This window comes from Rhizobium sp. 3T7, from assembly GCF_020166565.1.
GTDB lineage: Bacteria > Pseudomonadota > Alphaproteobacteria > Rhizobiales > Rhizobiaceae > Rhizobium.
In genome coordinates this window covers 42,679-55,748 of record NZ_JAIQXS010000009.1, presented here as the reverse complement: position 1 = coordinate 55,748, position 13,070 = coordinate 42,679, and the positions used below count along the sequence as shown (strand labels likewise).

General features: G+C 60.1%; 10 protein-coding genes. All 10 read left to right on the top strand.

What is annotated here, in order from left to right; genetic code table 11:
* Positions 1–2 precede the first annotated feature (2 nt).
* The 10 genes from tolB to serA all read left to right on the top strand — a co-directional run bounded on the left by tolB (position 3) and on the right by serA (position 13,067).
* Positions 3–1,313, top strand: a complete 1,311-nt coding sequence (gene tolB, locus K9B32_RS14895) for a Tol-Pal system beta propeller repeat protein TolB (protein WP_007802637.1) — start codon at positions 3–5, stop codon at positions 1,311–1,313.
* Between the two features lie 156 nt (positions 1,314–1,469).
* On the top strand, positions 1,470–2,000 hold the full coding sequence (pal, locus tag K9B32_RS14890; RefSeq protein ID WP_007802639.1) for a peptidoglycan-associated lipoprotein Pal: 531 nt from the start codon (positions 1,470–1,472) through the stop codon (positions 1,998–2,000).
* Positions 2,001–2,160: 160 nt separating this feature from the next.
* A complete protein-coding gene (gene ybgF, locus K9B32_RS14885) occupies positions 2,161–3,168 on the top strand; it encodes a tol-pal system protein YbgF (protein ID WP_224563355.1) in 1,008 nt (335 codons plus the stop codon).
* Between the two features lie 11 nt (positions 3,169–3,179).
* Positions 3,180–4,505 carry a tRNA lysidine(34) synthetase TilS gene (tilS, locus tag K9B32_RS14880; protein WP_224563352.1) on the top strand — a complete coding sequence of 442 codons (1,326 nt, stop codon included), beginning with the start codon at positions 3,180–3,182 and terminating at the stop codon, positions 4,503–4,505.
* Between the two features lie 98 nt (positions 4,506–4,603).
* Positions 4,604–6,535: an ATP-dependent zinc metalloprotease FtsH gene (gene ftsH, locus K9B32_RS14875; RefSeq protein WP_007802644.1), complete on the top strand. Its 1,932-nt coding sequence runs from the start codon at positions 4,604–4,606 to the stop codon at positions 6,533–6,535.
* 239 nt (positions 6,536–6,774) lie between these two features.
* Positions 6,775–8,127, top strand: coding sequence for a phosphoglucosamine mutase (glmM, locus tag K9B32_RS14870; protein ID WP_224563349.1), 1,353 nt, complete (start codon positions 6,775–6,777; stop codon positions 8,125–8,127).
* 179 nt (positions 8,128–8,306) lie between these two features.
* Positions 8,307–9,074 carry an outer membrane protein gene (locus tag K9B32_RS14865; RefSeq protein WP_224563346.1) on the top strand — a complete coding sequence of 256 codons (768 nt, stop codon included), beginning with the start codon at positions 8,307–8,309 and terminating at the stop codon, positions 9,072–9,074.
* Between the two features lie 184 nt (positions 9,075–9,258).
* A complete protein-coding gene (locus K9B32_RS14860; RefSeq protein ID WP_224563343.1) occupies positions 9,259–10,059 on the top strand; it encodes an outer membrane protein in 801 nt (266 codons plus the stop codon).
* Between the two features lie 149 nt (positions 10,060–10,208).
* On the top strand, positions 10,209–11,387 hold the full coding sequence (locus K9B32_RS14855; RefSeq protein WP_224563341.1) for a phosphoserine transaminase: 1,179 nt from the start codon (positions 10,209–10,211) through the stop codon (positions 11,385–11,387).
* Between the two features lie 84 nt (positions 11,388–11,471).
* Positions 11,472–13,067: a phosphoglycerate dehydrogenase gene (serA, locus tag K9B32_RS14850; RefSeq protein WP_224563338.1), complete on the top strand. Its 1,596-nt coding sequence runs from the start codon at positions 11,472–11,474 to the stop codon at positions 13,065–13,067.
* Positions 13,068–13,070 lie beyond the last annotated feature (3 nt).

The window sequence follows — 13,070 nt, the reverse complement described above, 5'->3', positions numbered from 1 at the left end:
CCATGACCAAGTGTTCCCTCATCCGCGCCTTGATGGTCGCCGTCGGCATGATAACCACTGCGGTTGTCGCCACGCCGGCGAACGCGCTTGTCGAAATCAACATCAACAAGGGTAACGTCGAGCCGCTGCCGATCGCGATCACTGACTTCCTGCAGGGTGACATGGGCGCGCAGGTATCGCAGGTTATCGCTGCCGATCTCCAGCGCTCCGGCCTTTTCGCGCCGATCAACAAGAACGCCTTCATCGAGAAGATCTCCAACCCGGATGCCGCTCCGCGCTTCGAGGACTGGAAGGTCATCAATGCACAGGCCCTCGTCACCGGTCGCGTGACGCAGGAAAGCGACGGCCGCCTCCGCGCCGAGTTCCGCCTCTGGGATACGTTTGCCGGCACCCAGATGACCGGTCAGCAGTTCTATACGCAGCCGGAGAACTGGCGCCGCGTAGCCCATATTATCGCCGATGCGATCTACAAGCAGATCACCGGCGAGGAGGGCTACTTCGATACCCGCGTCGTCTTCGTGTCCGAATCCGGCACCAAGCAGGATCGCAAGCGTCAGCTCGCCATCATGGACCAGGATGGCTTCAACGTCCGCATGTTGACGAACGGCAGCGACCTCGTTCTGACGCCGCGCTTCTCGCCGAACCGTCAGGAAGTCACATACATGTCCTTCGCCAACCAGCAGCCGCGGGTCTACCTGCTGCAGCTTGAGACGGGACAGCGCGAGGTCGTCGGTAATTTCCCGGGCATGACCTTCTCGCCGCGCTTCTCGCCCGACGGTCAGAAGGTCGTCATGAGCCTTCAGCAGGAAGGCAATGCCAATATCTACACGATGGACCTGCGTTCGCGCACCACGACGCGCCTGACCTCGACGGCCGCGATTGATACGTCGCCGTCCTATTCGCCGGATGGCGGGCGCATCGTGTTCGAAAGCGACCGCGGCGGCAAGCAGCAGATCTACGTCATGAACGCCGACGGCTCCGGCCAGACGCGCATCTCCTTCGGTGACGGCAACTACTCCACGCCGGTCTGGTCTCCGCGCGGCGATCTGATTGCCTTCACCAAGCAGTCGGGCGGTAAGTTCTCGATCGGTGTGATGAAGCCGGACGGTTCGGGCGAGCGCATCCTGACGACGGGTTTCCACAACGAAGGCCCGACCTGGGCGCCGAATGGCCGCGTCATCATGTTCTTCCGCCAGGCGGCGGGTGCCGGTGGTCCGCAGCTCTACTCGATCGATCTGACAGGCTACAACGAGCAGCTCATCAAGACCCCGACCTACGCTTCGGACCCAGCTTGGTCGCCGCTTCTCGAGTAGTAAAGCCTGTGGATGTGCCTTTTTGTCGCCGCAAAAATCCCTGATTGGGGCGACTGAGGGACAAATCAACCATCTGTTAACCATAATTCTTGAATGCCGATTAACCCAACGAGGTTACAGTCCGGCAACCTTAATCAAGTCGCAAGGAGACCGGCCATGAGCCGAATTCACACCCCGGCAATGAGCCGCATGCAGAATTTTGCCCGTAACCCCGTCATGATCGCGCTTGTCGCCGGTCTTGCTCTGGCCGGTTGCGCCAACAAGAAGAACATGGCGAACAGTGCAGGCGACCTCGGCCTTGGCGCCGGCGCCGCAACGCCTGGTTCCGCCCAGGACTTTACTGTCAACGTCGGCGACCGCATCTTCTTCGACACGGACTCCACCTCGATCCGCGCGGACGCTTCCCAGACGCTCGATCGTCAGGCTCAGTGGCTCGCCCGCTATCCGAAGTACGCGATCACCATCGAAGGCCACGCCGACGAACGCGGTACGCGCGAATACAATCTCGCTCTCGGTGCTCGCCGTGCAGCCGCCACCAAGGATTACCTTGCTTCGCGTGGTGTTCCGGCTCAGCGCATGAAGACGATCTCCTACGGCAAGGAACGTCCGGTTGCCGTCTGCGACGATATTTCCTGCTGGTCGCAGAACCGCCGTGCGGTTACCGTTCTCGGTGGCGCCGGTATGTAATTGCCGGGAAATACTACAATTTCGAAAGGCGGCTCCATCGCGGGCCGCCTTTTCTTTTTGAACAAACTTTGGCCAGTTTCCGTTGCTTTTTGAAAGCAATTGGAAAAATCTCCTGTTCGTGCCGATGGGCGCGAAGAATCACAGGGACAGGACAAACCATATGAAAAAACTTGTCGTTGCGGGCATGCTGTGCCTCGCGGCCGTGGCCGGGGCGGGCCAATCGGCGAATGCGACGTCGCTCTTTGGGTGGCAGATCGGCGGCAAGGCTGCGGATCGGCAGCCGCCGCAGGCACCGGTTGTAAACGTGCAGGCCGCCGGCGGCGCCGAAGTTCGCATCCAGCAGTTGGAAGAGCAACTGCGTCAGCTGAACGGCCGCATCGAGGAGATGAGCTTCCAGCTCCTGCAGATGCAGGAAACGATCCGCAAGGCGCAGGAAGACAACGAATTCCGTTTCCAGGAGCTGGAAAAGGGCGGTGGCGGTAGTGCCGGCAGCAGCTCCAAGACGATGAAAAAGAGCGAGGCCAATGCGCCTCCTTCGGTTCAAGGTCAGAGCGGTGGTGACGATGTCGCCCGTGTAATCCAAGCACCGCAGGGAGCCGAGACGGCTCCCTCGACCGATGTTCCGGCAAACGATGGCCTCGGCCAGCCGCCGAAGCAGCTCGGTTCGATGGAGTTCGACCAGAACGGCAATCCGATCGGTGGCTCGGTCAACGAGGGTGCCACAGTTGGATCCGGCCCGCTTCCGGGCGTCGATTCCGGCCGCTCGTCGCAGACTGCCTCGCTCGGCAGCGAAGCCGACCAATACAAGGCTGCCTATGGCCACGTCCTTTCGGGTGACTACTCGACGGCCGAGCAGGAGTTCACCCAGTACATCGCTCAATACCCGAGCAGTGCTCGAGCCGCCGATGCCAATTTCTGGCTTGGCGAGGCGCTCTACTCGCAGGGCAAGTACAACGAGGCCGCCAAGACGTTCCTCGATGCTCACAAGAAGTATGGCAGCTCTGAAAAGGCGCCGGAAATGCTACTGAAGCTCGGCATGTCGCTTGCCGCGCTCGACAATACGGAAACCGCATGCGCCACGCTGCGCGAAGTTTCGAAGCGTTATCCCAAGGCTTCTCGTGCCGTGATAACCAAGGTTGCCAGCGAGCAAAAGCGTCTCGCCTGCTAGGGCTTTCCGGTTTGCGCCCGGACGGCCTCCATCTACTCGAGACGGCAGCACGCCGTTTCCTCGACTCGCTGATCAAGCCCTCGCGCATCCTTGTCGCGATTTCGGGTGGAAGCGATTCAACTGGCCTGCTTCTGGCGCTCGCCGAAGCACTCGAGGCCGCGCCCAATTCGAAAATATCCCTTTGTGCCGTAACAGTCGACCATGCGTTGCGGATAGAATCGGCCGAGGAGGCGCACCAGGTTGCAGCCTTCTGTCGGTCGCTCGATATTCCGCACCTGACCAAGACATGGCGCGGTGAAAAGCCCAAGACTGGTACGATGCTGGCCGCACGCGAAGCCCGCTACGCTCTGCTTGCCGATGCCGCTGAAAGCCTGAACGCGGATCTTGTCGTGACCGCGCATACAGCCGACGATCAGCGCGAGACACTCGCCATGCGACGGGAGCGTTCAGAACAGCCAAGCACCGGCATTGCCGATCTCGTCCTCTTTGATCGCCGCTTGTGGGTCGCTCGACCGTTGCTTGGTTGCCGGCGGGAGGCGATCCGCGATTACCTTCGCGCGCGGCAGGTCGCCTGGATCGACGACCCAAGCAATGATGACCCGAAGTACGAACGTGTGCGGATGCGGTCGCGCCTTGCTGAAGAGGCTGATGTTGTTTCGGCTCCGGACGAGGTGGGCGATTTACGAGCGGGCGTCGCCGTTTTGGCGGCTCGATGGCTGGATCAGTATTTCGTTCTACATTCTCCCTTGATCGGCCACGTGATCCCGGCCGGGCTCGTCGCCGAGAGGCAGATCCTTAGCTACGCCGTCGCCCGCCTTGCAGCGGTATTTGGTGGGCAAGCGTTTACGCTCGGTCGCAAGCAGATAGACAACGTGCTGGCGTTTATCGAAAAAGGTGGGGTGGGCCGGATGACGGCGGGGAGGGTGGTTTTCGACCTTCGGCGCGACGGGCTCTTTCTCGTTCGCGAGAACCGCGGCATCGTGCCGTTGACGCTGGCATCCGCCACGCGCGCTGTGTGGGACGGCCGATTCCTGGTTGAAAACGCAGCTCAAACGGAAATCGGCATCGTTGCTGGCGGAACAGTGGCACAGAGCGGTCAACTACCTAGGGGCGTCGTCAGACAGGCCCTGGTGGCCATGCCACGTATCGTCGACGTGGCAGGACACGAGGCTCCTGGCAGTGTTGCGGAGAAAGTCCGCATCACACCCTATTTTTCACCCTTCGACCGTTTTTTGACACGATTTGATTTCATCTTTGCGGAGAGCCTTGCGGCTGCCTTTGGAACACGCCCCTATCCAAAACCGCCTTTAGGTCGTATTGACGGAAAATCTATCTAACAGTCCAGTTTGCCTTGGCAATCACCTACGGCAATCCTATGTTAGAGGCCAAATAAGACGGTCGCCATGAGGCGGTTGTTCCAGTGCTGGGGAGTTCGATGAACCCTAACTTACGTAATTTCGCCTTGTGGGCAATCATAGCGCTTCTGCTGATTGCCCTGTTCAGCATGTTCCAGACGTCGCCGGCGCAGACCAGCTCCCGCGAAATCCCTTACTCGCAGTTCCTGCGTGAAGTGGATGCGGGCCGCGTCAAGGAAGTCGTCGTCACGGGCAACCGCGTTTCCGGCAGCTATGTTGAAAACGGCACCACCTTCCAGACCTATACGCCAGTCGTTGACGACAACCTGCTCGATCGTCTGCAGCAGAAGAATGTTCTCGTTTCCGCGCGCCCGGAAACCGATGGTTCGTCGGGCTTCCTAAGCTATATCGGCACGCTGTTGCCGATGCTTCTGATCCTTGGCGTCTGGCTGTTCTTCATGCGGCAGATGCAGGGCGGTTCGCGTGGCGCGATGGGCTTCGGCAAGTCCAAGGCTAAGCTTCTGACCGAAGCGCATGGCCGCGTGACCTTCGATGACGTCGCAGGCGTGGACGAAGCCAAGCAAGACCTCGAGGAAATCGTCGAATTCCTGCGCGATCCGCAGAAGTTCCAGCGTCTCGGCGGCAAGATTCCGCGCGGTGTTCTGCTGGTTGGCCCTCCCGGTACCGGTAAGACACTGCTCGCCCGCTCTGTCGCCGGCGAAGCAAACGTTCCGTTCTTCACGATCTCCGGCTCCGACTTCGTTGAAATGTTCGTCGGCGTCGGCGCGAGCCGTGTCCGTGACATGTTCGAACAGGCCAAGAAGAATGCGCCTTGCATCATCTTCATCGACGAAATCGATGCCGTCGGTCGCCATCGTGGCGCCGGTCTCGGCGGCGGTAACGACGAACGCGAGCAGACGTTGAACCAGCTGCTGGTCGAAATGGACGGCTTCGAGGCAAACGAAGGCATCATCTTAATCGCGGCGACCAACCGCCCCGACGTTCTCGATCCGGCGCTTTTGCGTCCGGGCCGTTTCGACCGTCAGGTCGTCGTTCCGAACCCCGACATCGTCGGCCGCGAGCGTATCCTCAAGGTGCATGCCCGCAACGTGCCGCTGGCACCGAATGTCGATCTCAAGGTTCTGGCGCGCGGTACGCCCGGCTTTTCCGGTGCCGATCTGATGAACCTCGTCAACGAAGCTGCCCTGATGGCTGCGCGCCGCAATAAGCGCGTCGTCACCATGCAGGAGTTCGAAGACGCCAAGGACAAGATCATGATGGGCGCCGAGCGCCGCTCTTCGGCGATGACCGAAGCGGAGAAGAAGCTCACGGCCTATCACGAAGCTGGTCATGCGATCACAGCGCTCAACGTTGCCGTCGCCGATCCGTTGCACAAGGCAACGATCATCCCGCGTGGCCGTGCGCTTGGCATGGTCATGCAGCTCCCCGAGGGCGATCGCTACTCGATGAGCTACAAGTGGATGGTCTCGCGTCTCTGCATCATGATGGGCGGCCGCGTTGCCGAAGAGCTGACGTTCGGTAAGGAGAACATCACTTCGGGTGCATCCTCGGACATCGAGCAGGCCACCAAACTTGCCCGTGCGATGGTGACCCAGTGGGGCTTCTCCGACGAGCTCGGCCAGGTTGCCTACGGCGAGAACCAGCAGGAGGTCTTCCTCGGCCATTCTGTTTCGCAGTCGAAGAATGTCTCCGAAGCGACAGCCCAGAAGATCGACAATGAAGTGCGCCGCCTGATCGACGAAGCCTACACTCAGGCTCGCGACATCTTGACGGACAAGCACGACGAGTTCGTTGCGCTTGCCGAAGGCCTGCTCGAATACGAGACGCTGACTGGCGAGGAAATCAAGGCGCTGATTCGTGGCGAGAAGCCGTCGCGCGACCTCGGTGACGATGCACCGCCCAGCCGCGGCTCTGCTGTGCCGAAGACCGGTACGCGGCCGGTGGCAAAGGGTGACGAGCCGGAAGCCGGCTTGGAGCCGCAGCCACATTGATTTCTCTTGAAGAATGACGGTAAGGCCGGGGTCCATTCTGGACGCCGGCCTTTTGCGTCGGTAACGCGATGTAATGGGTTTTCTTGCTAATTTACGTGATGGTCACCGCGATTTGTGTCATGCCGGTGACATAGCGAGGCCTCATTTGGGGCTCTTGTAGCGATATTCCGCCTGTGGCGGCTGATTTTTTGCAAGTGATGATGCGCAGCCTGAAGGCGCGCCAAGGCACAGGGGTGCATATGAAAAGACGCTATTTCGGTACGGATGGCATTCGCGGTCAATCCAACGTGTTCCCGATGACACCGGATCTTGCGATGCGGGTCGGCATTGCAGTTGGGACGATCTTTCGCCGAGGCAACCATCGTCACCGCGTCGTCATAGGTAAGGACACGCGCCTTTCGGGCTACATGTTGGAAAACGCGATGGTTGCCGGCTTCACCGCTGCCGGTGTCGATGCGTTCGTTCTCGGTCCTATCCCGACACCGGCCGTGGCGATGCTGACACGTTCGCTGCGCGCCGACATTGGTGTCATGATCTCTGCCTCCCACAATCCCTATCAGGACAATGGCATCAAGCTCTTCGGGCCTGATGGCTACAAGCTTTCCGACGATCTGGAATCGCAGATCGAAGACCTGCTTGAAAAGGATCTCTCCACGCAGCTTGCGAAGGCCGATGATATCGGCCGCGCCAAGCGCGTTGACGGCGTTCACGACCGCTATATCGAGCATGCCAAGCGTACGCTGCCGCGCGACGTCACATTGCAGGGCTTGAGGATCGCGATCGACTGCGCAAACGGGGCCGCCTACAAGGTGGCGCCTGCCGTGCTCTGGGAGCTCGGTGCTGATGTCGTGACCATCGGCAACGAGCCGAACGGCACGAACATCAACCTCAATTGTGGCTCCACGAGCCCGGTCGCGCTGCAGAAGAAGGTCGACGAAGTGCGCGCCGATATTGGCATTGCGCTCGATGGCGACGCCGACCGTGTCATCATCGTCGATGAGAACGGTGCGGTCGTCGACGGTGACCAGCTGATGGCCGTTATCGCCGAAAGCTATGCCGAGAGCCAGCAGCTTCGCGGCGGTGGTATCGTCGCGACGGTCATGTCGAATCTCGGGTTGGAGCGCTTCCTCGGCGATAAGGGACTTGGTCTTGTGCGTACGATGGTCGGTGATCGCTACGTTGTCGAACACATGCGCCAGCACAACTACAATGTCGGCGGCGAGCAGTCCGGCCACATCGTGCTGTCCGACTATGGCACGACGGGCGACGGTCTTGTGGCGGCCCTGCAGATTCTTGCTGCGGTCAAGCGGACCGGCAAGACGGTGAGCGAAGTTTGCCGTCGCTTCGACCCGGTGCCCCAACTGCTACGCAACGTCCGCATCTCCGGCGGCAAGCCGCTGGAGGATATGCTGGTGCAGAAGGCGATCGCCGATGCAGAGGCCGAGCTTGCCAAGAACGGTCGCCTCGTTATCCGTCCGTCGGGCACCGAGCCACTGATCCGTGTCATGGCCGAGGGCGACGACCGCGCCCAGATTGAACGCATCGTCAATGATCTGACCGGCGTGATCGGTGGGGTGCGCGACGCGGCGTGAAGGCGGCCGTGCATGGCGAATGTCGATTCGACCTCGCTATGCACCTTTTTGCATAAGGTCATGATGAATATCTTGTAAATTTAATCGGACATTAACTCTGATTTGTAAGACTTCGGAACGAATAAGAGCCGTATGCGGTCGACTGACACGCGGACTATTTGTGTTCCTGGAGAATTATTATGAAGAGATTTTTGATTGCCGTGGCTTCGGTGCTGGTGGGAACTACCCCAGTTCTCGCGGCCGATCTCTATGTTGACCCGCCGGCACCGGCGCCTGTCTTCGGCGGATGGTATTTGCGCGGCGAATTGGGCATGAGCAACCAGCGTCTTGGCGGGTTGCAACAAGAATTGTTTGACGATGTCGAGCTCCATCCATTTCTGGACGATGGCGGCTTCGACAGCGCGCCGTTGGGTGGACTGGGTGTAGGCTATCAATTCAACCAGTGGCTACGCGCTGACGCGATCGTCCAGTATCGCGGCAAAGCCGACTTCTCCGCACTCGATCGTTATGGACACACCGACGCATCCGGGACGGCTGTTTGGGATGGCACCAATGACTATGACGGTGCCAAGTCGGAATGGCTGTTGATGGCCAACGCCTATGTCGATCTAGGCACCTGGTACGGCATCACGCCATATGTCGGAGCCGGTGTCGGTACCTCCCGCAACACCATCTCCGGGTTCAGGGACATTAACGTCCCGACGCAAGGCGTCGCTTATGCCGATAGCGACTCGACCTGGAACTTTGCCTGGGCGCTGCATGCGGGCCTCGGCTATCAAGTGACAGATCGTCTTACCGTCGATTTCGGTTATACCTACCTTGATCTAGGCGATGCAAAGACCGGCCGGATCCACTCCTATGACGACACGGTGGACACCGGGCCGATGCATTTCAACAACATTACCTCGCACGATTTCAAACTCGCCTTGCGCTACTCATTGCAATAGCCAGCCACGTTCCTTGTTGCATGAGTTCTAAACTTACAAGGCTGCCTTCACGGCAGCCTTTTTCGCATGGGTCGAACGCTGATCGCAGTTAACAAATATGGTTAACCGCGCGTTAGCATCTCGCTGGAATAATGTCCGCGTAGTCAGTCATGCGGGCGTTCTATTGTCCGGCCGGGAATTTGCAATGAAATCGTCCAAAGTGATGCTTGCCACGGTAGCAAGCCTTATGCTGCTCGGCACTCCGGTGGCGGCGGAAGAACCACTGATCACGGACGTACCGGAGGTTAGCATTGCCGGCAGCTCAATGACGACTGGATGGTATCTTCGGGGTGATCTCGGCTATGCGATGTGGACGGGCAACGAAAAACCGACTTATCACGTCGGTGGTGCCGGCGACGGCGAGTTCGATGCGGCACGCTTCTCCCAGCCCGTTTCCGGTGGCGTCGGGATCGGTTATCAATTCACCGACATCTGGCGCGCCGATTTAACGACAGATTTCTTCAAGAGCGATTTTGCCGGTACAGCACGCCTCGATCTGCCTTGTGCGGCCTCTGCTCCAGCCGGAACCGGTTGCGCCTACGGCACACGTGCCGATGTTCGCGCGTATGGCATCATGACAAACGGCTATGCCGACCTTGCGACCGTTGCCGGCTTCACCCCCTATGTCGGTGCCGGCTTGGGGATAACTAACGTCAGATGGGGGAGCGTGAGATCCCAACCGGAGTGCGTCGACGGCGCCTCGACATGCGCGGGAGCCACGTTCGCCCCACAAAATTTCAATGGCGAAAACAGCTGGCGCTTCACCTATGCCCTGATGGTTGGCGTCAGCTATGAAGTCGCCGATAACATCAAGGTCGATTTTGGCTATCGCTTTTCCGATATTGCCGGTGGCAGCATGTTTACAGGTCCCTCCGCGGTAAGCGGGCGCGATCACGGGATGACCCGGCACGAAGTCCGTGTCGGCCTGCGCGTTGCTGGCTGGTAGGCCGGCAGATCCGCGACGCAATGACGCGTATAGACCAAAAATTTCTCTCGTTGCGCCGCCGACTGCTTGACTTCGATCTCACCGCCCTATAACGACGGCGGCGGGACACTCCTCCCCAACGAGGAGCTATCTATCTGGAAGGATAGCACATGGCGAAGACCGCAAAGCCGGACGTACGTCCGCAAAATACCCATTTTTCTTCTGGCCCTTGCTCGAAGCGCCCCGGTTGGTCGCTCGAAGCCCTTTCCGATGCGCCGCTTGGCCGTTCGCACCGCGCGAAGATCGGAAAGACGAAGCTCAAGCAGGCCATCGATCTCACACGTGAAGTGCTCGAAGTGCCCGCGGATTACCGCATCGGCATCGTTCCTGCCTCCGATACCGGCGCCGTCGAAATGGCGCTCTGGTCGCTGCTCGGCGAGCGTGGCGTCGATATGGTCGCCTGGGAAAGCTTTGGCGCCGGTTGGGTCACCGACGTCGTCAAGCAGCTGAAGTTGAAGGACGTCCGCAAGATCGAAGCCGGTTACGGCGAGTTGCCTGAACTTTCGACCATAGATTTCGACCGGGACGTCGTCTTCACATGGAACGGCACAACCTCGGGCGTTCGCGTTCCGAATGGCGATTTCATTCCCGCCGACCGCAAGGGTCTGACGATCTGCGATGCGACCTCGGCCGCCTTCGCTCAGAACCTCGATTTCGCCAAGCTCGATGTCGTCACCTTCTCCTGGCAGAAGGTTCTTGGCGGCGAGGGCGCCCATGGCGTCATCATCCTGTCGCCGCGCGCCGTCGAGCGCCTGACGACCTATGCACCGGCTTGGCCGCTGCCGAAGATCTTCCGCATGACCTCGGGCGGCAAGCTGATCGAGGGCATCTTCACCGGCGAAACCATCAACACGCCGTCGATGCTTTGCGTCGAAGACTATATCGATGCGTTGCTGTGGTCGAAGCAGGTCGGCGGTCTCAAGGGCCTGATGGCCCGCGCTGATGCCAATGCCAAGGTCATTGCCGACTTCGTCGCCACCAACGACTGGATCGCCAACCTGGCGGTGAAGGCTGAGACGGCTTCGAACACCTCCGTCTGCCTGAAGATCACCGACAAGGACGTTCTCGCACTCGACGCCGACGGCCAGGCGAACTTCGCCAAGGGCATCGTCAGCCTGCTCGACAAGGAAGGTGTCGCCTATGACATCGGCCACTATCGCGATGCGCCGTCCGGCCTTCGCATCTGGGCAGGTGCGACCATCGAAACTGCTGACATGCAGAAGCTGATGCCGTGGCTGACCTGGGCGTTCGAGACCCAGAAGGCGACGCTTTCCCAGGCAGCTGCCTGAGTTGATCGCATCCGGCTCCGCCGAATGGGCGGAGCCTCGCATCCTGATTTCATCCATCGTTGAACTTTTTGAAGGAAGCCCCCAATGGCACCTCGCGTTCTCGTATCCGACGAACTGTCGGAAACCGCCGTCCAGATCTTCCGTGATCGCGGCGTCGAAGTCGATTTCCAGCCGCAGCTCGGCAAGGACAAGGACAAGCTCGCCGAAATAATCGGCAATTACGACGGTCTCGCCATCCGCTCCGCTACCAAGGCGACGGAAAAGCTGATCGCCTCCGCGACCAACCTCAAGGTCATCGGTCGCGCCGGCATCGGCGTCGATAACGTCGACATCCCGGCCGCATCGCGCCGCGGCATCATCGTCATGAACACGCCGTTCGGCAATTCGATCACCACCGCCGAGCACGCCATCGCGCTGATGTTCGCGGTCGCCCGCCAGCTGCCGCAGGCCGATGCCTCGACGCAGGCCGGCAAGTGGGAAAAGTCGAAGTTCATGGGTGTCGAAATCACCGGCAAGACGCTTGGCGTCATCGGCGCCGGCAATATCGGCGGCATCGTCTGCAAGAAGGCCATTGGCCTCGGCATGCATGTTCTCGCCTATGATCCTTTCCTGTCGGCCGAACGCGCGCAGGAAATGGGCGTCACCAAGGTCGAACTCGACGAGCTGCTGGCCAAGGCCGATTTCATCACCCTGCACGTGCCGATGACCGACAAGACTCGCGGCATTCTCGGCAAGGAAAACCTCGCCAAGACCAAGCCCGGCGTTCGTATCATCAATTGCGCCCGTGGCGGCCTGGTTGACGAAGCGGCACTCGCCGAAGCCATCAAGTCCGGTCATGTCGCCGGTGCAGGCTTCGACGTCTTCGAAGTCGAGCCCGCCAAGGAAAGCCCGCTCTTCGGCTTGCCAAACGTCGTCTGCACGCCGCATCTCGGCGCCTCGACCACGGAAGCCCAGGAAAACGTTGCGCTGCAGGTTGCCGAGCAGATGTCGGACTACCTGGTGAAGGGTGCCGTTTCCAACGCCATCAACATGCCGTCGATCACGGCTGAGGAAGCGCCGATCCTGAAGCCGTTCATCCGGCTCGCCGACGTTCTCGGCGCCTTCGTCGGCCAGGTCACGGAAGAGCCGATCAAGGAAATCGAAATTCTCTTCGACGGTGCGACCGCCACGATGAACACGCGCGCCCTGACGAGCGCGCTGCTTGCCGGCTTGATCCGCACGCAGGTTGCCGACGTCAACATGGTTTCGGCCCCCGTTATGATCAAGGAAAAGGGTATCGTTCTCTCCGAGATCAAGCGCGACAAGACGGGCGTCTTCGACGGTTACATCAAACTGACTGTCAAAACCGACTCGATGACACGCTCGATCGCCGGCACGGTGTTCTCGGACGGCAAGCCGCGCTTCATCCAGATCAAGGGCATCAACCTCGATGCCGACGTCGGTTCGCACATGGTCTACATAACCAACACCGACGTCCCCGGCATGATCGGTTTTATCGGTACGACGCTTGGTTCTGCAGGCGTCAACATCGCGAACTTCCAGCTCGGCCGTGACAAGCAGGGCGGGGATGCTATCGCGCTGCTCTATGTCGATGGCCCGATCGGCGACGAGGTGCTTGCCAAGCTTACGGCGAATCCGGCGATCCGCCAGGCGAAGCCGCTGGTCTTTGCGGTCGATTAAGGT

Bases quoted from the DNA above. Each gene is read 5' to 3' on its own strand.
- tolB (WP_007802637.1), top strand. From the start codon at position 3: ATGACCAAGTGTTCCCTCATCCGCGCCTTGATGGTCGCCGTCGGCATG.
- pal (WP_007802639.1), top strand. From the start codon at position 1,470: ATGAGCCGAATTCACACCCCGGCAATGAGCCGCATGCAGAATTTTGCC.
- ybgF (WP_224563355.1), top strand. From the start codon at position 2,161: ATGAAAAAACTTGTCGTTGCGGGCATGCTGTGCCTCGCGGCCGTGGCC.
- ftsH (WP_007802644.1), top strand. From the start codon at position 4,604: ATGAACCCTAACTTACGTAATTTCGCCTTGTGGGCAATCATAGCGCTT.
- glmM (WP_224563349.1), top strand. From the start codon at position 6,775: ATGAAAAGACGCTATTTCGGTACGGATGGCATTCGCGGTCAATCCAAC.
- K9B32_RS14865 (WP_224563346.1), top strand. From the start codon at position 8,307: ATGAAGAGATTTTTGATTGCCGTGGCTTCGGTGCTGGTGGGAACTACC.
- K9B32_RS14860 (WP_224563343.1), top strand. From the start codon at position 9,259: ATGAAATCGTCCAAAGTGATGCTTGCCACGGTAGCAAGCCTTATGCTG.
- K9B32_RS14855 (WP_224563341.1), top strand. From the start codon at position 10,209: ATGGCGAAGACCGCAAAGCCGGACGTACGTCCGCAAAATACCCATTTT.
- serA (WP_224563338.1), top strand. From the start codon at position 11,472: ATGGCACCTCGCGTTCTCGTATCCGACGAACTGTCGGAAACCGCCGTC.